Origin of the sequence: Siphonobacter sp., assembly GCF_048595215.1 — a bacterium.
Taxonomy (GTDB): domain Bacteria; phylum Bacteroidota; class Bacteroidia; order Cytophagales; family Spirosomataceae; genus Siphonobacter.
Map to the genome: position 1 here is coordinate 25,532 of NZ_JBMDWJ010000030.1, position 24,535 is coordinate 50,066.

The following is a 24,535-nucleotide window of genomic DNA, read 5'->3' on the forward strand; positions in this document are numbered from 1 at the left end:
GTACTGAAACCCGGACGGGCTTCAGCCCCTTAGCCTGTCGTAGCTATACGACCATGCATACAAGCTTTACTCACGCAGTAAAACTGCCCCATTTTTTGGGTAAAGGTTTTCTACTTTTCTTCCTATTACTTTCTTCGCTGTATACGTTTGCTCAGAAAAATGCATCGGGTACGGTAACGGATGCATCGGACGGTCAGCCCCTACCCGGAGCCAGTGTACAGGCAGTGGGCACGCGAAGAGGCGTAACCACGAAAACGGATGGGAGCTTCTCGTTAAGCAATCTACCTAATCAGGTGACGACGCTTGAAATCAGCTACGTGGGCTATGAAAAACAGCGTATTGACCTGACTGCTACGCAACCGCTGCGTATTGCTCTGGTACGTAGTTCGTTTACCGCGGATGAAGTGGTAGTATCCGCGACGCGGGCCAACCAGCGTACCGGAATGGCGTATACGAATGTAGGAGGTGAAGAAATTCAGAAACAGAATTTGGGTCAGGATCTACCCGTACTTCTCAATTTCCAACCTTCTTTAGTAACGACCAGCGACGCCGGAGCGGGCATTGGTTATACCGGCTTTCGGATTCGTGGCTCCGACGCAACTCGGATTAATGTAACCCTCAACGGAATTCCTTACAATGATGCCGAAAGTCAGGGGCTCTTTTGGGTTAACATGCCCGATTTTGCGAGCAGTACAACCAGCATTCAGATCCAACGCGGCGTGGGTACATCGACCAATGGGGCCGGAGCTTTTGGGGCGACGGTAAACGTCCAGACGAATGAATTTCGGAAAGATGCCTACGCTGAAACGAATCACAGCGTGGGTTCTTTTAATACACTGAAAAACAATGTACTGGCAGGCACGGGACTCATTAACGGAAAATTTACCGTAGATGCCCGTCTGTCCAGATTGACCACGGATGGTTACGTGGATCGGGCTTCTTCCAACCTTAAATCGTTCTACTTGTCGGGAGCGTATTTTGGGAAAAAATCCTTTGTACGGATTAATATTTTTTCCGGCATTGAGAAAACGTATCAGGCCTGGAATGGCGTGCCGGAATATCTGTTAAAGACGAATCGCACCTACAATAGTTTTACGTACGACAACCAGACCGATAATTACCAGCAGGATAATTACCAGTTACTGAGTTCGCATCAGCTTTCCCGTAACTGGACCTTCAACTTCAACCTTCACTATACGAAGGGACGTGGCTATTACGAAGAATATAAACCCGGCGAAAAACTCAATAAGTATGGACTAGCTCCGGTTGTCATTGGCGGGGTTACCGTTGATACGACTACGCTCATCCGCCGCAAATGGCTTGACAATGATTTTTATGGAACGGTATTCTCGCTCGACTATGATTCCTTTAAGAAGCTGAAGGTAAATATTGGTGGAGGTTGGAATCGTTATACGGGTAAGCACTTCGGTGAAATCATCTGGGCTCGTTTTGCCAGTAACTCCAACATTCGTACGCGGTACTACGAAGATGATGCGACTAAAACTGACTTCAACTTATATGCCAAAGCGTATTACCAGTTGACGGAAGGCTTGAACGTTTTCGCAGACGCTCAGATTCGACGGGTTCACTACGATTTTCTGGGAATCAACAGTCAATTGCAGAATGTACAGCAGCAGGCGGATCTGAATTTCTTTAATCCTAAACTGGGCTTGAATTACCAGATTAACGAACAGCACTCGGCGTACGCTTCATTTAGCGTGGCTAATCGGGAACCGAATCGCGACGACTTTACCCAGTCGACGGCCCAAAGTCGTCCTAAAGCCGAACAGCTTCAGGACTGGGTAGCGGGGTATCGTGTACAGGCGGGCAAACTGGCTTTCACAGTTAACGGCTATTACATGAACTACAAAAACCAGCTGGTACTGACGGGTAAACTCAACGACGTGGGTAGCCCTACTCGCACCAACGCGGGCAAGAGTTATCGGATGGGTCTGGAAGTAGAAGGCGGTTATCAGATCGCTAAACCCTTGACCTTGAACGCCAATGCTACCTTTAGCCAGAACAAAATCAAGGAGTTTCGTTCGTACTACGATAATTATGATGACGAAACGCAGCAGGAACAAATTTCCAGAAATACGGACATCTCTTTTTCACCGAACGTAATTTTTGGCGGACAACTCCTCTGGAAACCAATCAAAAATTTGGAGTTGGGATGGCTGGCCAAGTACGTAGGAAAGCAATATTTGGATAATACGCAGGATGAAGGTCGAAAACTCAACGGCTATTTTACGAATGACATTCGGACTATTTACAGCATCAAGCCCAAATTTGTCAAAGAGATTAACGTGAGTCTATTACTAAATAACGTTTTCAATCGACTCTACGAATCCAATGGCTATAGCTTCAGTTATGTTTCTGAAGGACAGTTTACTACTGAAAATTACTACTACCCTCAGGCTGGTTTCAACTTTCTGCTGGGTGTAGGCATCAAATTCTAGTACAAAGCTGATAAACAAAAAATCCGGTAAGTGACCTTACCGGATTTTTTGTTGGCCGTTTATAGACCAAAGTTGAGGTTGGATAGACGCTTAAGAGAATGAGCGTTTGGTTTCGCTTTGAACGTCTGAGTACGTTTGTTTTACTTCATCAGCGAAGTCTTCTGCTTTAGCAGCTGCTTCACCTTTCAGTTCATACGCAGTATCTTTGAAATCCTCTACTTTAGCTTTTGCTCTGCCTTTCAGCTCGTAAGCTTTTTCTTCGGCTTCATCAGCAAATTCACCCAGAGAGCTCTTGCCTGCTTCGATTTCGTCGAGCATTTTGCTAGCCCAATCGTTAACGAAGCGTTTGATTTTTTTAACGTTTTTGTTGCCACTTTCAGGAGCAACGATGATTCCGATCAGTACCCCTACAGCTCCGGCAGCGGCAAATCCTAGAAGACTTTTATTAGCCATGGTTAAATATGTTGTATGATATAACCCCATTGAGAGGTCTATTCATTAGTTCTTCAAATCTCTTTTGATATCGTCAAACGTTTTGTCTACGTCTGCTTTGAATGATTTCCAATCGCGTTTCAGACCACCTTTTAATTCGATCATGTTTTCGTCGATTTTATCTTTTCGCTTTTCGAGCCGATCTTTCCGAGCTTCCCAGCGGGCTTTCTCTTCGCCTTTGGCCTTATCCAGCTTCGCGTCGATTTGCTTCAGCTCAGCATCGATATTGTCGCGTTGGGCTTCCATTTTAGCAAGAAACTCGCGTTCTTCTTGTTTCAGCTCAGCGTTTACTTCCGCCCGCTTCTCAGACGCGTCATTTTTTGCTTCCTGTAAATCTTCATTGATTTCCGCTTTCTCTTCGCGTGCCTCTTGTTTAGCCTCAGCTAAGCTCTCTTCGGCACTTTTCGGTTTTTCTTCGCAAGAGGTCAGAGTAAACATTCCTAATGCTAAAGCGGTACTAAGGGCAATCAAACTTTTTTTCATGGCAATAACGCAGGTTGGAATAATTTTAAGTGATAGGTTGACACTCTATAAGTTGATGGTAACGCAGGTTGGTTATAAATTCAATCGTTCAGGTTGAAGTACTATGTATTCAAAGGTTGGTTGACGGTTGTTTATTACTTTTAAATGCGTTGAAGGAATCTCAGATGAATCTACAGGTTAAAAACCGATACCAAACCGGTATCTGCCTAGAAATTGGGCAAATAAAATCCCAATATTCCTCCGTATAGCAGACCGTTACGTTGAGTACTCTACACGATTCCTCTACAATCTGTTCAACCAAAAAGGGCCAAACGTCTTTCGTTTGGCCCTTTTCATAAAAAACAAGTACGTAATTAACCTAGTAAATAAGCTTTAAAGTCGGCAAAATTGCTGCTCATAGGAATAGCTTCCTTCGTCTTGTCGAGTAATTCAGCCAATCGTTCAGGAACGGGTAGTGTAGTACCGAGTGTCGCTTCCATGGTAGGAAGAAACTTCGCGTAATGAGCCGTAGATAGGAAAACACCCGTTACATCCTCCTCCATTTCCGCTACCGTGTCTTTTAACCCTTGATACGCAATGGCCGTATGCGGGCACAGCAGATAAGCCGTCGAATCATAGGCGTGGCGAATGGCATCCTGCGTTTGTGCGTCGTCATACCAAATGCCCGTTATCAAATCCTTAGCAGTTTCCCATTCACCGCCGCTTAGGAGCAGTAAACGCGGGAAGTTGCTGGGATTACCCACGTCCATCGCATTCGAAATGGTTTCCTGTGAAGGTTTAGGCTCGAATACACCCGTGGACAGGTAATCGGGAACGACGTGATTACTATTTGTCGCCGCGATAAACTTACGTACGGGCAGACCCATGCGGTAGGCAATGATTCCCGCCGACAGGTTGCCAAAGTTTCCACTCGGCACACTGAATACGAGGGGCTTACCCAGATGTTTGAGACGAGCGTAGGCATTGAAATAATAAAACGCCTGGGGAATTAAACGACTGATATTAATTGAGTTAGCTGAAGCTAAGTTAAATTTCGCCCGCAAATCAGCATCCAAAAATGCTTCTTTCACCAATCGCTGGCAATCGTCAAACGTACCTTCGACTTCCAACGCTGTAACGTTAGCTCCAAGGGTGGTCAATTGTTTCTCCTGAATGTCAGAAACCTTTCCACGGGGGTACAAGATCGTAACCTTAACGCCCGGAGTTTGGTAAAACCCTTGAGCTACGGCTCCGCCCGTATCACCAGAGGTGGCTACGAGAATATGAATTTCCTTGGCTGATTTTTCCAGAAAATAGGACATCAATGCCGCCATGAAACGAGCCCCAAAATCCTTGAAGGCCATGGAAGGGCCGTGGAATAATTCGAGCACGTACGTATCAGGTTCCACCGCTACCACCGGAGCATCGAACGTAATGGCCTGATCGATGATGCGTTTGAGGTCGGTTTCGGGAATGTCGTCGCCAATCAACGCTTTGGAAACTTCCAAAGCAATCTCGGGTAGCGATAAGTCCTGAATCGTTTCAAAAAATGAAAGCGGAAGGGTCGGAATATATTCGGGCATGTACAACCCATTATCGGGGGGCAGCCCACGAAAAACAGCCTCTTCTAAGCTAACGTCAGGACTCTGGTGCTTGGTGGAATATAGTTTCATCCGAATAAGTTTTCAATTTACCGTTCCGTCTTTCCAGCAGCCTCTTGCCTGAAAACCACCGCCTACGTAACAGTAAATCGTTTTTAATAAAACGAGGACAAAATTCGGGGTTTCCCCCCGGCCTGCCAAATAGAATTTTGTGAAATTACGCCAGTAGCCGTTGAATTTGTTCTTCCGCCTGATCCGGTTCATCAAACCAGTACTCTCGCAACAGCGGAGCAATTTCCAGTCGAATGATGCGTAGGAACCATTCTTTCTCGGGCATTTGTGGATGGGTGAAGTAACTATGACCTATGAGATATCCACTGCCTAGATTGCGATCATTGTGGATAACTTTGTTGATAAACTCCAATTTATTCACCAAAATGTGGATAAACTCCGTAGATACGCCTTCGTTTTCCAGTAATGCTTGAAACTTAGTACTGAAGGTTGGAGCTAGCTCGATAAACGCAAAACGTCTCCTTAGGGCGTAATCTACCAGGGCCAATGAGCGGTCAGCGGTATTCATAGTCCCAATCAAATAGACATTGGCGGGTACGAAAAAGTGTTCTTCCGAATAGGTCAGCGTAATGGCGTGAGCAGGGCCCCGTTTATCGCTTTCCATCAGTTGAAATAATTCCCCAAAAATTCGGCTTAAGTTGCCCCGATTGATTTCGTCGATAATGAATACGAAGGGTTGGTCAGATTGCCCAGCTCGCTTACAGAATTCGTAAAATACGCCGTTTCGCAAATAGAAATTACCGGCTCCATCGGGCCGCAGTCCCTGCATAAAATCTTCGTAAGCGTACGACTGATGAAACTGGATGGTTTCGATACGGCTTTCATCCCGAGCACCCAATAAGGTATAGGCCAGCCGTTTGGCGACGAAGGTCTTTCCCACGCCGGGTGGGCCCTGCAAAATCAAATTTTGCTTGTAGGCCAACGCATCCTGAATTTCCTGAAAGCGTTCGTCCGAAAGAAATAATTCCTGCAAAGCGTCCGCTGCCGTATAAGGTCGGGGCTGATACGCTGGTATGGGTTCGGCAAAGACCGGGGCCGGTGTCGATACAACCGCTTTTTTTGTGGATTTCTTAGGCGTTTTTCCTTCTTGATTGAATACGTAGTAATCGCTACGCAATCGTTTCAAGAACTCTACCGCCGTTTCGTACGATTGAACGTTCTGGACGGAACCCTCAAAGGAAGCCTTATTAGTAAGCCCCGACCATAAACCAGCCTTTAATCCATCGGCCGTAATGGTCAGAAACAGGTGATGACATTCCTGATGCGAGCGAAAGCGAGCCGGGTACAGGGCTAGCCAGCACACGAGTGAACCAAAATTGGTGCTTCCCCGAAAATCGACGGTATGCGTACGGTACTCACTCAATCCCAGCGTTTCGGCAATATCAGTAGTAATATCCTTTAGGGCCGGTTTGATGAGGTTGGATTGCAGTTTCCGGTAGAAAATCGGGTACAGCAGCCGGAAGTACAGACTTTTGCCCTGACGGCGATACACACTAAACGAATCTCGCGGCTGAGAATTAGCCAACCCTTCAACTACTTTTAATCCGTACTTTTGAAAGTACTCGGTATCTCTCCGTTCGATGCGTTCGCGGTAAAAATCCACGTCTTCTGCACGCAGGGGCGGGCGTTCTTCCTGCAACTGATTCAGCACTTCGTACCGGAGCAGTTTAATGGGCTTGAACTGTTTTTCAACGACTTTGTACTCTTCCAGCAACTGAGCAATCACGGCTTTGTCGATCGCATTCAGTTCAGCAAACAAAGCGTCATCATCCGATTCCAGCCTTTGCAGATAGCGGGCAATCTCCTGAATACGCCGAATGGTTTCCTGAATCTGGGTCATGAGTTACTGGGTACGCTGGTAAAATTGTTCAATCTGGTTACTCAGATCAACCAGCTGGTTTTCGGGCAAATTTCCTGAAAAGTATCGTACCTGCCCGATTCGACCCAATAATCGATCAATTTCGGAACGTTCGAGTCCACTTTTTGCCGTCAGTAGTTCTTTGAATTCTTCGTCCAGCTCCGTCGTTTTCAGACCAAATCGCTGGCGTACGTACGTCAGCCAGTGCTGAATTTTCTTTTCGGCAATCACGCTATGATCGGCTTGATGGTAGTACAACTGGCCTACCGTTTCAACAAATTCCAGAGAGCTATTTCGTAGCGGCTCCAGTACCGGAATGACGCGTTGTCGTCGTTTACTTTCAAAGAGTACAAACAGAAATAAAGCCGCCAGCGTCAGGTAATACGCCCAGGTTAGGCTCGGACTGGTAAAGAGAAAGCGGAACAAGCTTTTTTCACCCTCGCGACCCTGTTCCGTATACTCATCCCAAAGAATGGGTAGATTGGGTAAGTACGAAAGGGCCCGAAAGGCATAATTGGCGTCACCCTGTTGCAGGAGGTAGTAATTGGTGAAAACTTCCGGAGCCGAATGCAGGTACAGCGTACCCGCTCCGAAGTTGAATTTTAGGAAATTATACTGACCGTGCTGGTTTACGCCCAAAACAGTGGCTTTCTGTGTAGACTCGGTGGTAAGGAAATGATTTTCTGCAGTTTCTCTTTCTAGGACAAAGCCCTTACCCGGTCGTTTGAAGGCTGGATTCGTTAAATTCAGAGCCATGGTATCGAGCCGAAAGCGGTTGTAAAAGGCTTGCTGATCTTCGTCCGGCTGGGCCTGTTCCTGGTACGCCCGGTTGAAATCAACCAGATGATTGGTACCTATTTTCAAATGCAGTGAATCCAGTAAAAGCTTTGGGAAACCGTTGGCCGAGAGAAAAACGACATTTCCGCGTTTCAGGTACGCAAACAAAGCCTTTACGTCGGCGTTTTCGAACGTACAGTTTTCGCTGATGTATAAGTAGGTACTCCGAGGAGCGAGTTGCTGTTCTTTCCAGAGATTATAAAAGGGCAGACGTACCGAGCGAACGGGCTGTTTGGGAAACAGTCCCGGCAACAGGTCATAAAGAGCTTGGGTAGCGAAAGGCATTTTCTGGTCATTCCGATACGTCCGCGTCCAGTCGATGGGTCGCGGACGGAAGTATTCTACCGCCACAAACAAGACGATGATACTAAGCAGAAAGAACAGAAATTTCGAATGCTTCACGAACGGAAAAACGTTATAAATATAAATCGGAGGAGACCTGGGCTTGCACCTAGGCTAGTGATTATGGAACTCCTACGGAATTAGTACAACTATTAACTAAGAACGCTACACCCTAAACTCATTAAACTCCCGTTGAATTTCACGGTACCGTTCTTCGGTTACCGGAAAGTCGCCGTACCAGACATATTCAAACAACGAAGTCAAATGTTCGAATGTAGGCCGTAAGCCCGGCTGATTCACCTCATAGACGTACGTACGGTTGGTTTTATTGATTTGCCAGGAAATCAGCTGTCGATCGGCCATCGTCTTGAGGGTTTGCAGGTACAACAGTCGCACGGCCAGTCGATAATTGTGCTGATGAACCGCCTGATCAATCGCCTCCCGAAAATCAATCGCGTGAATATCTTCCTGCATCAGGGAATAGGGAAGCGTAGATCGTTTCGATTTCCGCTGGAACAGGCCCATTTTGTCCATGCCCATGAACTTATACAGCACAAATACGACCACGGCCGTAATGAACAGAATCTGTACCCATTCGCGGCTTTTTCGGGTATCGGTACTGTAGAGAAACTCAAAAAGCCAGGCTAGAAATCGTTGCCAAAGCTCATCGATCAAACCCGTGGGTGGTTCCACATCGTGACCATACTGGTATTCGCGGGCCTCTTTAATCTCGTTCCAGCGTTCGGACAGCGGTTGCCGTAATGTTGGTCTGGCAGGTTCGGCAGGAAGAACCTTTTTACCTACGCCCGTAGCATCCTTCTGAGCGTATGCCCCCGAAAGCGGAAACCAGAGCAAGCAGGCGATCAGCCAGTAGTAAAGTCCTTTAATACGCATCGTCACGACGATTTTGCTGGCCAATGGCTTCAATTTCCTGCATGAGGCCAATACCTTCTTTCTTTTCCACGAGCGAAAAATACTGAAATCCGAGAGCTACATCGACCAGGGCTGAAAGAATGGTCGTACCCGTTACGGCTATGATCGAACTAAGCATCGTTACCCACTGCAGGTCATCTCCCACTACTTTCAAGGTTTGCAGAAACATGACCAGATACATAGGGATCGACAGAATTCCTCCTAAAAAACTAGCCGCCAGCGTGACCAATATTCGGATACCGAAGGTAGTCAGAGCGTCGCCCCAGCTCATCGTTACCAGTTCGTGCGAACGTTGTAGAGCCTGCGAAGGTCGCCGCTCTTCCCGAACCAGACTGATCGTACCTAAACTGAACGTGGTATAGGGATAGGCTACGGGTAGAAAACACAGCACAAAGCCCAGTAGTAACGTGAACCCGTAGATCACGTACAGAAGTAACGTAGGAAGTAGATGCCGCAGTACGATTCGCCAAACCTCGGCGGGCTCGATGGGCTCGTCGCTGTCCATGTACCGTACCAGATAACTACTAACGACTAGGGAAATGGTAATACTCGCCAGGAGGCTGAACAAAATACTCATCAGGTACGAAGGGCCGAAGAAATTGCTGAAGCGAGTAGCTCCGGCCAAGCCGAGCCCTGAACTGAAAAGCTGCGATTGGTATAAGCCCGTGGCAATTCCGGAAATCAGCGAGAAAGGAGCTGCGAAATACAGCAGAATAGGCCCCAGTGTACGCAGGTTTTGAAAGGTAAACTGGAAGGTAACGTTAATGATTTCGCTAAAATTTCGCTCTTCGCGAAGTTGAATGGTACGCATAAGTACGTTTTTAGGCTAGGATTGGGGAAGTCGCAAGGTGGCTTTCCGGTTCAACTGGATCGGATACCAGACGAAATACCAGCCAATAAAAAAGGCCGAAGCCGCAATGATGAGTATACTAACGGCCGGGTACAGCGGCTGTCGGGTTACGAAGCCTTCCAGAAAACCTGCCGTAATGAAAATAGGAACCAGGCCAATCGCGATTTTCATCCCCTGACGAGCCCCCCGCTGGAAGGACTCAAGTCGGGAATAGGTTTTAGGAAACAGGATACTATTCCCAATCGTCAGTCCCGCACAACCGGCAATAATGATGGCCGAAATTTCGAGCGTGCCGTGAATCCAGACCGTCAGTAGAGCCGCCCGAATGACGCCCTGCTGGTACAGAAACGTAAAAAACGCTCCGAGCATGACGCCGTTTTGAAACAGTACATACACCGTTCCTACCGACAAAGCAATGCCGTAGACGAAAGCCGCAAAAGCTACGCGTACATTATTGAGCGTAATGGTGAGGAAGGATACGGTCATCTGTTGGGATTTGTACACCGCCATCGGATCACCGCGTTGAATATTTTCGAGCGTCATGTTGACGTACTGATCCCCTAAAATGAGACGGACGAAACTCTCGTCGTACAGCGTCGAAATGACCCCCAGCACCGTAGCAGCGAAAAAGAACAGAAAGGCGTACAGCAGCGTTCGGTGCGACTGGTAAAACAGAAAGGGCAACTCGTACGCCCAAAACTGGACGAAGCGATTACTTTTTTCCTTGCGGTTGGCGTAGATTTTCTGGTGGAACCGCGTTGCCAGCGTATTCAGGTAGCGGGTAACGGGCGAATCGGGATAGAACGTACGGGCGTACGAAAGATCGTCGGTCAGTTCAATAAACTGCTCCGATAATTCATCGGGATTCTTGGTCCGATGGTCTTCGTAGTACTTCCACTTTTCCTTATTTTTCTTGATAAATACCGCTTCTCGCATGGGCTTCTCCGCTTAAACCAGATAACTGCGACTAAACTATCGGGCTATCGGCCAAAATAGCAAAAACTTTTTCGTAATTCGCTGCGAATCCCAAAGGATTCATCGGATCCTTTCCGCAGAACGAATTTTCTGTTTGTTAATTCCCGAGAACCATTAGTTGCCTAAATCAGCCATGTCTACGCATTTATCCATCCAAACGACCCAGAATGTTACGCTGGATTTCCTGCCCGCCAGCATTGGCGACCGGATTCTGGCTTTTCTTATTGATCTCGTGATTCTGGGAGCGTGGTTGATTCTGGGTTCTTTGCTGTTCAGTAGCTATTTAAGCAGGATAGTAGAGAATACGAGTCTTCTATTCTCCTTCTATATGCTGGTGATTGCTCTACCTGTCATGAGCTACAGTTTACTGTCGGAGATTTTTATGAACGGCCAGTCGGTGGGTAAACGGGTACTGGGGCTTCGGGTCGTACGCCTCAACGGTACACCCGCCAGCGTAGGCGATTATTTCCTGCGATGGCTATTGCGAATGCTCGACATCTGGATCTTTTCGGGACTGATAGGTTTGATTACCATGGCGATTTATCAGGGTCAACGGCTGGGTGACCGGGCCGCTAAAACGGCCGTGGTGAAATTGCGACCATCCGTACGGCTGGATGAACTCACCCAAGAAGACCATCCTGAGTACCAGGTGCTATTTCCACAGGCTTTACTACTTTCTGACCGGGATCTGAACACCATCCGCCGGGTACTTCGCAAGACGCAACACCACCATACGTTCGATCTGCTGGCCATGACCGCCCAACGGGTAAAAGACGTTACGGGTATTCAAACCGATCTCGACGACTGGGTGTTTCTCACGACGCTTTTACAGGATCATACCGTATTGGCAGTCCGGGAAAGTGTATAGAAACCGGAATCAGATTAGATCGACTGGCGTTCCGGACCCATCAGAACTACGATTATCGTAGCCACCAGTAAAGCTAGATACACGAGTAGCGTGATGCGTCTAGGAGCGTAGGTCCAGTATTTGAAGATTAGTAGTCCGCTTCCAGCCAGCCCAATAATCAGTACACTTCGATTGCGATAATCAGCAAGATTCGCATACAGACGGATGTAGGTTGCTTCGTCCTGATAGGATTGGTACAAGTCATAACCCGTTAACAGTCCAAACACAAAAAGCAGCGATACGCTTGCCAGGAGCAGATACGAGGGCAGGGTTTTCCACATAATACGGTGACATTATTCCTGCAAAGATGCTCAAGGAACGACTCCGTTCTGATAGGTAAGGGTATAAATCATCCAAGCTGCGAAGAAGATGATTGCCAAACTAGCATTGGTAAAGTCATCCGATATAAAACCCATCCACGCCCGATTTCTTCGCAGACCTACACGAAAAAAAAGCCATCGCAGGGTACCTACGGGCACGTTGCATAGCAATTCCCTGACTATCATTCTTAAGATAGATTCCGCTAGTAACGTCAGAATTTCGGACATTGGGCAACGCTCTTGATTTCCCGCAAGCTATTACTTCCCCTCCTTCCTCTGACAACCATTTGGGACCGGCGGTGCTGAATAGGACTCTTCTGGTTCTTATACTAATTCATTCATTGCTTTCTAAAAGAAAGGCTTTCCCCTCTCGGGGAAAGCCTTCGCCATTCACTATTCGTTCAAGCACCTACTTTTTCGCCACGGCTCCCCTGAAGTTCCGGAGGTTATACGTGAACGTTAGCATAAAGTACCGGCTTAGCACCAGCGTGCGGGTGTCTTCCACATACGTTTCTGTCGTATTCCGGCTGATGCTGTTGTTTTGATTGAGCAAGTCGAAAATCGTCAGACGAATTTCGCCGCGTTGATCTTTCAGGATCTTCTGCCCTACGCCCAGATTGAATAGCGTAAAACTCCGGTCGTAGCCAGCACCCAGACCCGTATACAGCGTATTGGCTACGTCCGGGTTGATAGTGAAGCCCTTGGCTGAAATCCAGTTCAAACGAAAACGGGCCGTATGCGAGAAATAGTTACTGTTCTGCTGCGGCTGAATGGTATACCGAATGATGTTATACGCCCCTGAATACGAAACAGAGAAATCCAGATTTTCGCTGATGTTACTGCTTACTACAGCTCCGCCGTTGATGGCGAAATTATTCGAGAAGCTTTCTACTTCGTTAATCAAACCGGGCGTACGCGAATAGTTCACGCCGCCGTTCAGGTTCAGGTTACTTTTGATCGACTGAATCGGCAGCCCCAGGTTCATAAACGCCCGCAAATTCCGGTAGCCCTGCAAGTTCACCGGACGGCTGTATTGCGACCCACGCGTCAGTAATACACCTTCGGTCAACGTCGTGTCCCGATTGGCGATTACGGTAGCATTGGTAATGTTATTGGCCGTGAAAGTGGCGAACATCCCCCCAAAGAAATTCACCGACTTAGCTACATTCGTACTGTTATACCGCAAAGAAAGCGTATGCGAGTACTCCTGTTTCAGGTTCGGGTTACCGCTGGAAATAAACAGCGGGTTGGTATTATCAAACACGTTCTGCAACTGCGTGATGGAAGGAGCATTTGTGGAGGTTCGGTAATTGAACCGCAGGTTTTTCGTTTGCGTGAATTTGTAGTTCACGTCCATATTCGGCATCCAGTTCTGGAAAGTTTTATCCACCGAGAACGTCCGGGGGAATAACTGATTCCCCGATAAATCCGCTAACTGATAATCGACACCCGCCGAAAGAAAACCTTTCTGGCTGCGTAAGCGATACGAAAGCCCCGCCCGATTGGTCGAGTACTGATTGTCGAAACGGTTGCTCAGAATGGAATTCAGCGATGTGTATCCCTGTGTGGCTTCGTTGTAATCGTACGTTTCCTTGTTGCTTTTGCTGTTGGTAATCGAACCGTTGTAGCTCAACTGCAACTGACTCATCTTCGACAGCGGCTCGGTATAATTCACGTTCGCATTCCAGGTATTACTGTTGGTTTCCGTTTCCGATTGTTGTCTGATTAAGGCCAGCGAATCCACCCCATTTCTGCGGGCGTAGCGGTTCTCTGAATTCAGTAATCCATCACGGTTATTGGCATTCAACGTCGTTCCTAACCCTACCGAAATCGTTCGTCCAGGCTTGGCAAACTGATGGCGGAATAACAGGTTCTGACCAAAGTTGTAGCCATTACTCTGGGCCGTATTGCGGGTACTGGTCTGGCTAATCTGGGCTCCGGTTTCGCTCTCGCGGGTCGCTCCTTCGACGGTACTGCTGCTGTTGTTGTTTTGAACGCTAATCCGCGGCGTCCAGATCAACGAACTTCGTTTGCTGATCTGATATTCCAGCCGCAGGTTGGCCCGGTGGTTATTGTTATTATTGCTAGACTGGCTGTTCTGATCGTAAATCTGACCGTTGCCTCCCGTAGCAAATGAAGTACGGCTCAAGGTCGTTTCGGATCGGTTCCGGGCATTGTTGAAAAAGTAACTACCCGTCACTTTCACTTTACTGCTCCAGTTGTCGGTATAGTTTAGTCCGATGGCGTTCGTAGAGGTAATACCGCCCTGCTGACCTACCAGGAAGTTTCCGGCGGAGTTTCCGCCAAATCCACCCCCACCGCCCCCGCCGCCACGATTTCCACCTCCACCACCGCCGCCCCGGTTGCCACCAAAGTTACCACCACCCCGGTTGCCGCCTCCGCCGCCGGAGCCCAGGGCTCCAAGCAAATCCTGCATGGCGAAGTTTTGCTGGTTTATGTTGTTACTTAGGCCAATGAGTGAAATCCGGCGAGCTCCGTTGAAGAAGTTGATGTTTCCCCCAGCCGAGTACCGGTTGTCAGTACCATAACCGGCGTATACTTTTCCGAACTGACCATTATTCTTCCCACTTCGCGTCGTAATGTTGATGGTACGTTCGGCATTACCGTCGTCAAAACCTGTAAACTGGGACTGATCGCTCAGCCGGTCAAATACCTGAATTTTATCCACTACTTCAGAAGGCAGGTTTTTCAAAGCCAGCGAAGCATCATCCCCAAAAAACTCGCGTCCATCCACCAGTACGCGTTTGACATCCTGTCCCTGGGCTTTGATGGTTCCGTTTTCCATCGTAATCCCCGGCATTTTCGTAACCAGATCCTCAACGTTGGCGTCTTTCGTTACTTTATAGGCATCGGCGTTGTAAATCAGCGTATCGGCTTTCTGCTCCACGCGTTCCTGCATGCCTTTCACCGTCACTTCTTTCAGGTTTCTGGAATTGGAAGACAGCGGTAAGGTACCCAGATCGAGCACATTGTTGAAAGGCCGTACCTGAATCTGTTCGGTATTGTACCCAATATTTGAAAGACGTAAGCGATAACTACCCCGACTCAGATTCGGGAAAGCAAAACGTCCATCGGCATCGGTAGTGGTTCCACTGCGTTTGGTACTATCGCTGGCATTGATCAGCAGGACCGTTACACCAAAGAGCACTGATCCGTCGGCTTTATCCGTGACCCGTCCCCGTAGTTCAGTTCCATTCACGCCGGGTTCTGTCGTTGCCTGCGTGGGTGGGGTCGTAGGCACGGGTTGCGTGACAGGACGTGTCGTGGGGGGTAAGGTATCCCGAACAGCGGGCGTCGTTACCACTGTTTTACGGCTGGTATCGGCGGGCAGTACGGGTGTGTTGGAAGGAAGCGTCGGATTGGGTTGAGGCGTAGCGGGGCGAATCGTGTCCGCAATCGCTATAGCACTAACCGGCGACAAGGTTACGGCACCGACATCCACCTGAGCCCGTAAGGGAGCTACTTCCACTTCACGAGCCTGAAAATTCGCTTTAGCTACGCGTATGCGGTACGCGGGTCCCTGTTCCAATCCACGAAACAGAAATCGACCTGCGGTATCGGTTTGGCTGGTGAGTCGTTTGGTACTATCAGCGGGCTGGAGTAAAACTACTTTAGCTTCAGAAACTGGCTTTCGGGTGGGTTGCGTCACGCGGCCGCTGATGGCACCTTCCTGAGCCCAGGCCTGGGAAAATGATAGCGTAGCGATCAGTAAAGAGAGGTAATGGTTCGTTTTCATTGTCTATCGCACGCGGCGGTGCTGGCTAGAAGGCTCGTAAAGAATTGTCTCATAGATTGGCTGGGGTAGTGGAAGTTTAGTGGCCAATAGAGGCCGTAGGACTCTTTTCATAAATTCGTCGATGAACGGGGGTATTAAGTAGATGTCCCATCAGAATCACTTAGGTCTGGACCACCACTGAACGTATGATGGATAAGCGATTGTTTTTCAGAATAAATCGGACCTAAAAGGCACTAAAATTTTCGTACGCGGGTTTGGCCGTTACGCGTAAGAGTCCTACGTTTGTAAGCTAATTCTAGTTATTCGATAGAATAAAAGACTTCTCAGAGCCATGCAAAGTTTCCGTACCGAACTGGAGAATCCCCTCGTAGAAAAAGATATCGTCGATTTAGAGCGAAAAATCCGCCTTTTCCGGGAGGGAAAAATTCACGAGGAAAAGTTTAGAAGCCTGCGTCTGGCCCGGGGAGTATACGGTCAGCGGCAACAGGGCGTTCAGATGGTTCGCATCAAATTGCCCTACGGCAAGATGACGTTTAACCAGTGGAAACGCATTGCGGATATTTCGGACGAATATTCCACGGGGAATCTTCACCTAACGACGCGTCAGGATATTCAGATTCACTTCGTTAGCCTGGATCGTACGCCCGAACTCTGGGCCAAACTCGAACAGGATGATATTACCCTCCGCGAAGCCTGTGGAAATACCGTACGGAACGTAACGGCCTCGCCAACGGCGGGTATCGATCCGGAAGAACCCTTCGACGTCACGCCTTACGCGGATGCCACCTTCCGTTATTTCCTGCGAAATCCGATTTGTCAGGAGATGGGCCGGAAATTCAAGATTTCCTTCTCCAGCTCCGACGCCGATACGGCCTTGTCTTACATGCACGATTTAGGCTTTGTTCCGAAAATCAAGGATGGACAGCGGGGTTTTAAAGTACTCGTGGGCGGCGGCCTGGGTGCCCAGCCTGCTTTGGCTCACCTGTACCACGAATTTCTACCCGTCGATCAGCTCATTCCGACGGTGGAGGCGGTTTTACGCATTTTCGACCGTCACGGCGAACGCAACAGCCGTCATAAGGCTCGTTTGAAATTCCTAATTGCTAAAATCGGTTTCGACGAATTCAAGCGACTGGTTACGGAAGAATGGACGGCCCTGAAATCCAAAACCTACACGATTGAAGCTCCGGCAGAAACAGCGTTGGAAGTACCGACAGGATCTTTGGCCTATGCAACGGACGAGGTCTACAACCAATGGTTGAAATCCAACGTATTCCCGCAAAAACAGAATGGCTACTACGGCATATTCGTACGCGTACCGCTGGGCAATATTCGTTCCGAAACCAGCCGTAGCCTGATCGGACAGATCGAGCCGTACGTGGCCAATGATGTTCGGGTATCGATCAATCAGGGACTGTTGTTTCGTTTTGTAAAGGCCGAAGATTTACCCCGTGTCTTTGAGATGCTGGCGGCTCACGTGCTGGCTCAGCCCGGTGCCAACAGCACGGCCAACATTACGGCCTGCCCCGGTACGGATACCTGTAATCTGGCGATCTCCGATTCGACGTCCATTTCACTGGAGCTGGAAAAAGTCATTGGCCAGGAATTTCCCGACCTGATTTTCAACAATGATATTCTGATTAAAATCTCGGGCTGTATGAACGCCTGCGGTCAGCACAGTATGGCCCAGATTGGTTTGCACGGCAGCTCGATGAAAGCTCCGGATAAACGCGTACTGCCCGCTTTACAGGTTCTGCTGGGTGGTGGAACGCTGGGCGATGGCTCGGGTCGGGTAGCTGATAAAGTCATCAAAGTCCCGTCGAAACGTGGTCCGCAAGCCCTGCGTTGGATTCTGAATGATTACGAACAAAACGCTACTGACGGCGAGTATTTCAACGATTACTACGATCGTCAGGGTGAAAAATACTTCTACGGAATTCTGAAACCGCTGACGGACCTTTCGACGGTGGTAGACAGCGATTTTGTGGATTGGGGTCAGACCGAATCTTTTGCTACGGAAATTGGCGTGGGTGAATGTGCCAGCGTGATTATCGATCTGGTCGCTACGCTGCTATTTGAAACCGAAGAGAAATTCGACTGGGCTGAGCAAGCCTTGAAAGAAGGTCGCTACGCCGATTCGATCTACTATAGCTACAGCGTTTTTGTATCGGGAGCGAAAGCTCTGTTACTGGACAAGAGCGTTAGCGTAAGTACGCAACATGCGGTCATTAAAGAATTTGACAAGCAATTTGTGGAAAGTGGTGAATTCTCGTTCGCTGGTCAAACCTTTACGGAGCGAGTACTACAGATTAATCAACAGGAACCCTCGCCGGAGTTCGCCGAGCGTTTTCTGGGAGAGGCCCTGGATTTTCTTCAACGGGCGAAGGCGTTCCGCGAAGAAGCGGTTGCGGCTAAAGCCTGAGACGCGATTACTACGCATGAGCAGAAAAACGAACCCTAAACTGACCGTTGTCGGAGCAGGACCGGGTGACCCCGATTTAATTACGCTGAAAGCAGTCAAGGCTCTACAGAATGCCAACGTGGTTTTATATGACGCCCTGATTGATCCCGTATTACTGGAACATTGTCGGGCTGAAACAGAGAAAATCTACGTCGGCAAACGCCCCGGAGAAAGCCATTCGCAGGACTGGATCAATGAACTGATCGTGGAAAAAGCGTTTGCTGCAGGCCATGTAGTCCGCCTGAAAGGGGGCGATCCGTACGTGTTTGGACGGGGTCAGGAAGAACTGGCCTATGCCCGCCCGTTCGGTATCGAAACGGATTACGTACCCGGATTGTCTTCGGCTCTGGCCGTGCCCGGCAACGCGGGCATTCCCATGACGGCTCGCGGCGTGAGTGAAAGCTTCTGGGTCATTACGGGTACGAAGACGGATGGATCGCTTTCCCGCGACCTCTGTCTGGCTCTATGCTCAACGGCTACGATTGTCGTCCTGATGGGCATGAACAAACTTCAGGAGATTGCGGACCTCTGCGTACAAATGGGCCGGGCGGATGTACCCGCAGCCATTCTGCAAAGTGGTACAACAGCCGAACAACGAACCGCCATCGGTACCGCTCAGGAGTTGCCCCGGCTGGCTTTGGAGCATAAATTGTCCAATCCAGCGGTGATTGTATTGGGCGAAGTCGTTCGATACGGCTCGGGAACGCCGTCTACCGACTGGCAGGAATTTCTGCAAAACGGTCAATTTTTTGATTCGCGGAGTTGATTGGTTAGGCGGGGTTAATGGCTACCTGGGCTTTTAATCCGAGGCTTTTAAATAAGTCACCCCTAAGGGGTTTTGCTGGATTCCTTTGATAGGATTCCACGAAATGTTTGAAACCTCAAATCCGATCAAACTTTAGATTTGTTACTTCATTATACGTGCGATGCATTCAAAGCTTCTTTGAGTGCATCGCACTACTTTTTTAACGACAAGAGGCTTAGACTCAAGCAGGGAATTATATCTACGGGCTTCTTGTTACCTTTAGAATGAATTTTAAGCGTATTCATGAATAAGCAAGTGATTTTTCAGGACTGGGGCCTTCGGGACTATCAGTCGGCCTGGGACGCCCAGGAAGAGCTGCTAGCCGCTACCGTAGCCCGTAAGGTTCAGAATCGGCAGGCCGCAGTAGCGGAGCAACTGCCCACGAATAATTACCTTCTTTTTGTGCAGCATCCACCTGTATTTACGCTCGGCAAAAGTGGCAAACCCGAACATCTGCTGGAGGATGAACAAAAGCTGGAACAGCTCGGCATTCAGTACTACAAAATCAATCGGGGTGGTGATATTACCTATCACGGCCCGGGTCAGTTGGTAGGTTACCCGATTCTGGATCTGGATAATTTCCGGCCGGATATTCACTGGTACATGCGAACGCTGGAAGAGGCTATCATTCGTACCTGTGCGGATTACGGATTGGAAGCGGGCCGCATTCCGGGTATGACGGGCGTATGGCTGGATTACGTTGAACAGAAAAATCCCCGGAAAATCTGTGCGATGGGCGTAAAAGCCAGCCGCTGGGTAACCATGCACGGTTTTGCCCTGAATGTCAATAATGACCTGGCTTTTTTCGAGTATATTGTACCCTGTGGTTTGGAGGGAAAAGAAGTAACCTCACTGGCCAAAGAGCTAGGACATTCCCTCGATTTCCAGGAAGTTTCGCAGCGATTAAAAGCTCATCTGGCCGATTTGTTCGAAATGGTTTTTGTCGAAGAATCACTCACCATGCCGACCGTTTGAGTAACCCATAAAACCATTCATTCCCATGAAAAAAGACATCCCATTTTTACCCGTAGAAGGGGTAAAAGTAGCCATAGCCCGCGAAGTAAACGAATTCAATGAAGTTGCCTGGCGGGTGTACTTACTCAACCGCAATGACAAAGCCATTCAAAACGTTTTTGTAACTTCTCGTGGTTACAGTAAACCCCAACATCAAGGCGAAGAGGGACAAGAAACTTCAACTTTACGCCATTTTTTCCAGGAAGTTCCCGCCCATAGTCACCAGCCAATCGAACCCATTGATTCGTCCGTATTTCATTTAACGAATGAATACTGGGTGAGTTATTTCATCGATAATCAGGTTTACGATAAGCGATTTATTTTCGTACCGGGTAGTCTGGACGAGGCTAATCTGATTCAAATCAACCAATTGGCCCAGGAAGGTATTCTGCACGAATAAAGTTTTTCAGGTTTTAAAAAACGTGGATTTTACAGTAGTAAGATCCACGTTTTTTTGTACTCACTTCCCGGTAGTTTATTACCTGTACCGTTCGCTCATTGGATGAATGAAGGCAGGAACTTGGTGTGTAATTTAGAAGCCAACCTTCGATGCTCGCTCATGAATGCTGCCTTTCAATCTTCAGCCAAACCCCTCTTATTCATTGACATAGAAACCGTTTCGGGCGAATCCTCGTTGGAGTTAGTATCTGAACGATTACAGAAAGAATGGCTACGAAAAGCGAGCCGAATTCGCACAACGGAAAGTTTTACAGACGCAGAGCTGTACTTTGACCGAGCGGCTGTTTACGCAGAATTCGGTAAAGTTATTGTCATCGGCTTAGGCTTTTTCCACGGGGAGGAAGCGGATGAGCCTACCTTCCGGGTTCGTACCATTCATGGCCATGATGAAGCCAGCGTACTTCGCCAATTTTGCACGCTGGTTGAAAAGCGATATCCCCGTAATTTGATTCTCTGTGCTCATAATGGTCGGGAGTTTGACTATCCGTATCTCTGTCGGCGGATGATGATTCACGGTATACCCATTCCCCGATCTTTCTGGAATACGCATTGGAAACGCTACGACTCCCCTCATCTGGATACCATGGATTACTGGAAATTTGGCGATTTTAAAAACTACACCAGCCTTGAATTATTGGCAGCTTTGTTCGGCATTCCGTCCAGTAAGGGTACCCTGTCGGGGAGTGAAGTTAATACCTCGTACTATCATCAGGATGGCCTACTTTCTATTGCTCAATATTGCCGGGAAGATGTTGTTGTATTAGCTCAATTATACTTGCGTTATCATCAAATGAGTTTATTACAGGAAAAGCAAATTATTCGTTTAGATTTATAGCTTTTATTCAGGCGTTTGTCTGTATTTTTACCCACCCATCGAACTGGTTTGTCCTTTATGAAACATCTTTACAAATTAGCTAGTCTACTCTTTTTCATCCTTACGTATCACCAAAGTTTAGCCCAGTTAAGCATTACTTTTCCTACCACGCGAGCAGTTTTTCAGCGTGACTTATCCAACCAAGCTTCTGTCCATGTAGCGGGTGTTTATACGGAAAAAGTAGAGCGGATTGAAGTTCGCTTAGTACCGATTCCGGCGGGTGGTTCGATTGGACCTAACGATGCCGTCGATACGCAATGGCAAACGTTGTGGACGTACCCTGGCAACACCACCAGTACTCCTTCCAACGGCTATTTTCAGGGTTCAGTTACGGCCAAAGGTGGTTGGTATGACCTCAAAGTACGGGCTTACCAGAACGGTTCCTTACTGGGACAAGAAACTACGTTGTCAAAAGTTGGTGTTGGTGAAGTGTTCGTAATTGCCGGACAGTCAAATGCAACCGGAATTGCGGATCCTGACAATACGGGTCCTTCGGCAACGTATGATCAGGTAAGTGCAGTAGGCATTGGCTACAAAATCGCCGAGAATCCCGATCCTAATCAACCTGATCAATGGGGTCCCTGGAGTTATTCGAACATCAAGGACAAAGTAGCTACTCCCGAGTTTGTTCACCTGGACGCTACGACTACGTTAGCTCCTTTCGGCCTTTCGGCTTGGTGCTGGGGAGCTTTGGGCGATCTGCTGGTTCAACGTTGGCGAGTGCCTGTTGCCTTTTTCCAGGGCGGCTGGTCGGGTACGGGCAGTGTAAACTGGCTGACGAGTATCGATCCTTCGCAAGACCCGGCTTTAAATCCCGTTTTTAGCTATTCCTACCCTAAAGGTCAACCTTACGGAAACCTGCGAATTAGCCTGAATAACTACGCCTCGCAATATGGCGTTCGGGCGGTACTGCTCCACCAGGGCGAAACGGACAACTTTGCCAATACTTCTCAAGAAACCTATGTATCGAACTGGAATGCGGTTATTACGGCCAGTCGATCAAATTCGGGTAAAGAAAATCTTCCTTGGGTCATTTCCCGAGCCAGTCGTTACTTTGACCGTACGAACGTATCCGGTCCTAGTATCAACAATCCGACGATTATCAGTGCTCAGAACGCCCTGATCAATCCTGCCAAGCAAATCTTTGCTGGACCCGCTACGGATGATATTCACGGCCCCGAGTACCGCGATGCTGTAGATGTTCACTTTAAAGGTCAGGGGCTTCTGCTTTTAGCCAAAGCTTGGGCGGATGCTCTGGATGCGGCTAGCATTCGTTCGCAGGCGACTCCGTATGCGGCTTTGGCTCCGGCTCGCCTGTACCCCTCGTGTTTGAGCAGTACCCAAATGCGAGTGAAAGGCCAGGATGGATGGGCTTCGTATACGTGGGTAAATCCGCTAAACAATAATGGCGTGAACTCCGTAGCATCAGGTAATTCAGCCGATTTCACGGCCGGTACGTATCAGTTGAAAGTAAGCGACAGTAAGGGCAATGTAGTTGTTTCGCCGCGTATCATCGTTCCTGCTTCACTGGGTACGGTTGCCGCAACCATTACTGGCAATACGCCGCTGTCAGCGGGCCACACACTCGGACTGACGGCTGCCGATGCTCCGTATTATAGCTGGAGTGGCCCGAATGGCTACACCTCTGCCCAGAAGTCCATTCAACTAGCCGATGTTTCAGCTACTCAAACGGGTACTTACAACTTAACGACGACGAACATTTACGGTTGCACGGCTACGACGAGCAAACCGGTACAAGTGATTACGTCTTATATCTCGGCTCAGTCGGGTAACTGGGATGATCCCGCTACCTGGACGGCCAACTGCCCCGGCTGTATTCCTACGTCGAAAACCAACGTAGATCTACGTCCTACCCATCGGGTCGTTATTAAAGCCACTCAAAATACTACAGCTCCCAACCCCTAATTAATAGGGTTGGGAGCTTTCCCTTCTTTAGCGTACCAGATAAGGTCTGAGCCGAGGTTCAGGCATCGTCAGGTGTTGCTGCAAAGCGGACTGAAGATCCGTAAGATTGGAAATTTTGCGGGATAGAATTCCCTGTTGCTTGGCAGGGAGTTTACAAAAAGCCATAATTGCCTGAGCTTCTTCTTCCGTCAGTCGACGACTTTCTACGAGTACGTACGACTTATAAATCATTCGAATGGTAAGGTAATTCAGAATGAGCAGAGCAGTGCCGGTACTAAAACGAAAGGCTCGTTGAAAGTAGGCTGGGTGGTAGGATTCACCTTTTAGCTCTAACCGAACGTGACTGTGGGGAAAATACTGTTCGGTTACTTCTCGAAATCCATTTTCTATCAACAACTGTACTAAACTTTCAGATGGGGTGTATTGAGTCATACTTGTGAAGGTTTCAATCTAATGCCTTAGCCTATAAACGCCTTTACTGGTTGGATGTTCTTTCAAGAAAAGCCTAGGCTTGAGGAAGAATTTGTACTTTTTCTTTACAAAATCCTTACGCCGATTAAAACATAGATTCATTATTACTTTCTAAAGTATCGTTTGCTAAAGCATTGCTTTATAGCTACTTCCGCCATAAAATTGGTATGCTAGCATACCAATTTTATGTTTTTTTCTTCTTCCCCCGTGAATCAAGCCTTCGCAAATACTAAATCATTACTTCATCGTTAACGGATCCATAAGCGTCCAGCTAAAAATCTCCTTTTATAGGCTTTCCCCTGCTTAAAACTTCCTTTCGCAGGTAAACAAGTACGTATAGTGGCAGAGTTGATTTAGTACATCATGCTAAATTTTCGTCTCCGAGAATCCTTCGTTAGTCTACGTCTCAACGCCTCATGCGGCTTTCCTTTCGGTAGCTTCAGGCTTGTTTTTATAGTAAAGAAAAGACCATATAACCTGCTAAATACAAAAAATGGGCAGGTTCTACATCCCCTGGTGTGAAATTTTCGTTAGTACAAACGGGCATTCTTTTTAAAGAAACGCGGTTTTCGAATCGCATTTATTTTTTTTGTCCAATTTGCTTTTAAAAATACAATTATTAGTTTTGTCCTAATTTTAGAAAGGCCAGACTTTCGAAAA

19 protein-coding genes are annotated in these 24,535 nt (G+C 48.1%); 8 read left to right on the top strand and 11 right to left on the bottom strand.

Annotated elements, in window-relative coordinates:
• The first annotated feature begins 53 nt into the window (after positions 1-53).
• On the top strand, positions 54-2,459 hold the full coding sequence (locus tag ACOJTG_RS01820) for a TonB-dependent receptor (protein ID WP_420152241.1): 2,406 nt from the start codon (positions 54-56) through the stop codon (positions 2,457-2,459).
• 90 nt (positions 2,460-2,549) lie between these two features.
• On the opposite strand, the gene ACOJTG_RS01825 is transcribed toward ACOJTG_RS01820, so the two are convergent.
• From ACOJTG_RS01825 to ACOJTG_RS01860, 8 genes are all read right to left on the bottom strand, one after another.
• Positions 2,550-2,912, bottom strand: coding sequence for a YtxH domain-containing protein (locus ACOJTG_RS01825; protein ID WP_420152242.1), 363 nt, complete (start codon positions 2,910-2,912; stop codon positions 2,550-2,552).
• 45 nt (positions 2,913-2,957) lie between these two features.
• Positions 2,958-3,434: a hypothetical protein gene (locus tag ACOJTG_RS01830; RefSeq protein WP_420152243.1), complete on the bottom strand. Its 477-nt coding sequence runs from the start codon at positions 3,432-3,434 to the stop codon at positions 2,958-2,960.
• A gap of 353 nt (positions 3,435-3,787) precedes the next feature.
• Positions 3,788-5,086, bottom strand: a complete 1,299-nt coding sequence (gene thrC / locus ACOJTG_RS01835) for a threonine synthase (RefSeq protein WP_420152244.1) — start codon at positions 5,084-5,086, stop codon at positions 3,788-3,790.
• 145 nt (positions 5,087-5,231) lie between these two features.
• Positions 5,232-6,926, bottom strand: a complete 1,695-nt coding sequence (locus tag ACOJTG_RS01840; RefSeq protein ID WP_420152245.1) for an AAA family ATPase — start codon at positions 6,924-6,926, stop codon at positions 5,232-5,234.
• 3 nt (positions 6,927-6,929) lie between these two features.
• Complete coding sequence (locus ACOJTG_RS01845) at positions 6,930-8,183, bottom strand: DUF4350 domain-containing protein (RefSeq protein ID WP_420152246.1); 1,254 nt, start codon at positions 8,181-8,183, stop codon at positions 6,930-6,932.
• 105 nt (positions 8,184-8,288) lie between these two features.
• Positions 8,289-9,017, bottom strand: coding sequence for a DUF4129 domain-containing protein (locus ACOJTG_RS01850; RefSeq protein WP_420152247.1), 729 nt, complete (start codon positions 9,015-9,017; stop codon positions 8,289-8,291).
• Positions 9,007-9,867, bottom strand: coding sequence for a hypothetical protein (locus ACOJTG_RS01855; RefSeq protein ID WP_420152248.1), 861 nt, complete (start codon positions 9,865-9,867; stop codon positions 9,007-9,009). Before ACOJTG_RS01855 ends, ACOJTG_RS01850 begins: the two co-directional genes overlap by 11 nt.
• A 15-nt stretch (positions 9,868-9,882) precedes the next feature.
• Complete coding sequence (locus ACOJTG_RS01860) at positions 9,883-10,842, bottom strand: stage II sporulation protein M (protein ID WP_420152249.1); 960 nt, start codon at positions 10,840-10,842, stop codon at positions 9,883-9,885.
• Between the two features lie 172 nt (positions 10,843-11,014).
• Here ACOJTG_RS01860 and ACOJTG_RS01865 point away from each other — a divergent pair, with 172 nt between their 5' ends.
• Positions 11,015-11,749 (top strand): RDD family protein, encoded by a 735-nt coding sequence (locus ACOJTG_RS01865; RefSeq protein WP_420152250.1) that lies wholly within the window; start codon positions 11,015-11,017, stop codon positions 11,747-11,749.
• A gap of 14 nt (positions 11,750-11,763) precedes the next feature.
• On the opposite strand, the gene ACOJTG_RS01870 is transcribed toward ACOJTG_RS01865, so the two are convergent.
• Together ACOJTG_RS01870 and ACOJTG_RS01875 are read right to left on the bottom strand one after the other, a co-directional pair.
• Positions 11,764-12,069: a hypothetical protein gene (locus tag ACOJTG_RS01870; protein ID WP_420152251.1), complete on the bottom strand. Its 306-nt coding sequence runs from the start codon at positions 12,067-12,069 to the stop codon at positions 11,764-11,766.
• A gap of 448 nt (positions 12,070-12,517) precedes the next feature.
• On the bottom strand, positions 12,518-15,865 hold the full coding sequence (locus tag ACOJTG_RS01875) for a TonB-dependent receptor domain-containing protein (RefSeq protein WP_420152252.1): 3,348 nt from the start codon (positions 15,863-15,865) through the stop codon (positions 12,518-12,520).
• Between the two features lie 331 nt (positions 15,866-16,196).
• On the opposite strand from ACOJTG_RS01875, the gene ACOJTG_RS01880 reads away from it, so the two are divergent.
• The 6 genes from ACOJTG_RS01880 to ACOJTG_RS01905 all read left to right on the top strand — a co-directional run bounded on the left by ACOJTG_RS01880 (position 16,197) and on the right by ACOJTG_RS01905 (position 23,404).
• The gene (locus ACOJTG_RS01880; protein ID WP_420152253.1) at positions 16,197-18,287 is read left to right on the top strand and encodes a nitrite reductase; all 2,091 of its coding nucleotides are present in this window, start codon (positions 16,197-16,199) and stop codon (positions 18,285-18,287) included.
• Positions 18,288-18,303: 16 nt separating this feature from the next.
• Positions 18,304-19,092 (top strand): uroporphyrinogen-III C-methyltransferase, encoded by a 789-nt coding sequence (gene cobA / locus ACOJTG_RS01885; RefSeq protein WP_420152254.1) that lies wholly within the window; start codon positions 18,304-18,306, stop codon positions 19,090-19,092.
• A 282-nt stretch (positions 19,093-19,374) separates the two neighbouring features.
• On the top strand, positions 19,375-20,106 hold the full coding sequence (gene lipB / locus ACOJTG_RS01890; protein ID WP_420152255.1) for a lipoyl(octanoyl) transferase LipB: 732 nt from the start codon (positions 19,375-19,377) through the stop codon (positions 20,104-20,106).
• 25 nt (positions 20,107-20,131) lie between these two features.
• The gene (locus ACOJTG_RS01895) at positions 20,132-20,545 is read left to right on the top strand and encodes a hypothetical protein (protein ID WP_420152256.1); all 414 of its coding nucleotides are present in this window, start codon (positions 20,132-20,134) and stop codon (positions 20,543-20,545) included.
• 159 nt (positions 20,546-20,704) lie between these two features.
• Positions 20,705-21,439 (top strand): 3'-5' exonuclease, encoded by a 735-nt coding sequence (locus ACOJTG_RS01900; RefSeq protein WP_420152257.1) that lies wholly within the window; start codon positions 20,705-20,707, stop codon positions 21,437-21,439.
• Positions 21,440-21,496: 57 nt separating this feature from the next.
• Complete coding sequence (locus ACOJTG_RS01905) at positions 21,497-23,404, top strand: sialate O-acetylesterase (protein ID WP_420152258.1); 1,908 nt, start codon at positions 21,497-21,499, stop codon at positions 23,402-23,404.
• Positions 23,405-23,431: 27 nt separating this feature from the next.
• Here ACOJTG_RS01905 and ACOJTG_RS01910 read toward each other — a convergent pair whose 3' ends face one another.
• A complete protein-coding gene (locus tag ACOJTG_RS01910) occupies positions 23,432-23,836 on the bottom strand; it encodes a hypothetical protein (protein WP_420152259.1) in 405 nt (134 codons plus the stop codon).
• Positions 23,837-24,535 lie beyond the last annotated feature (699 nt).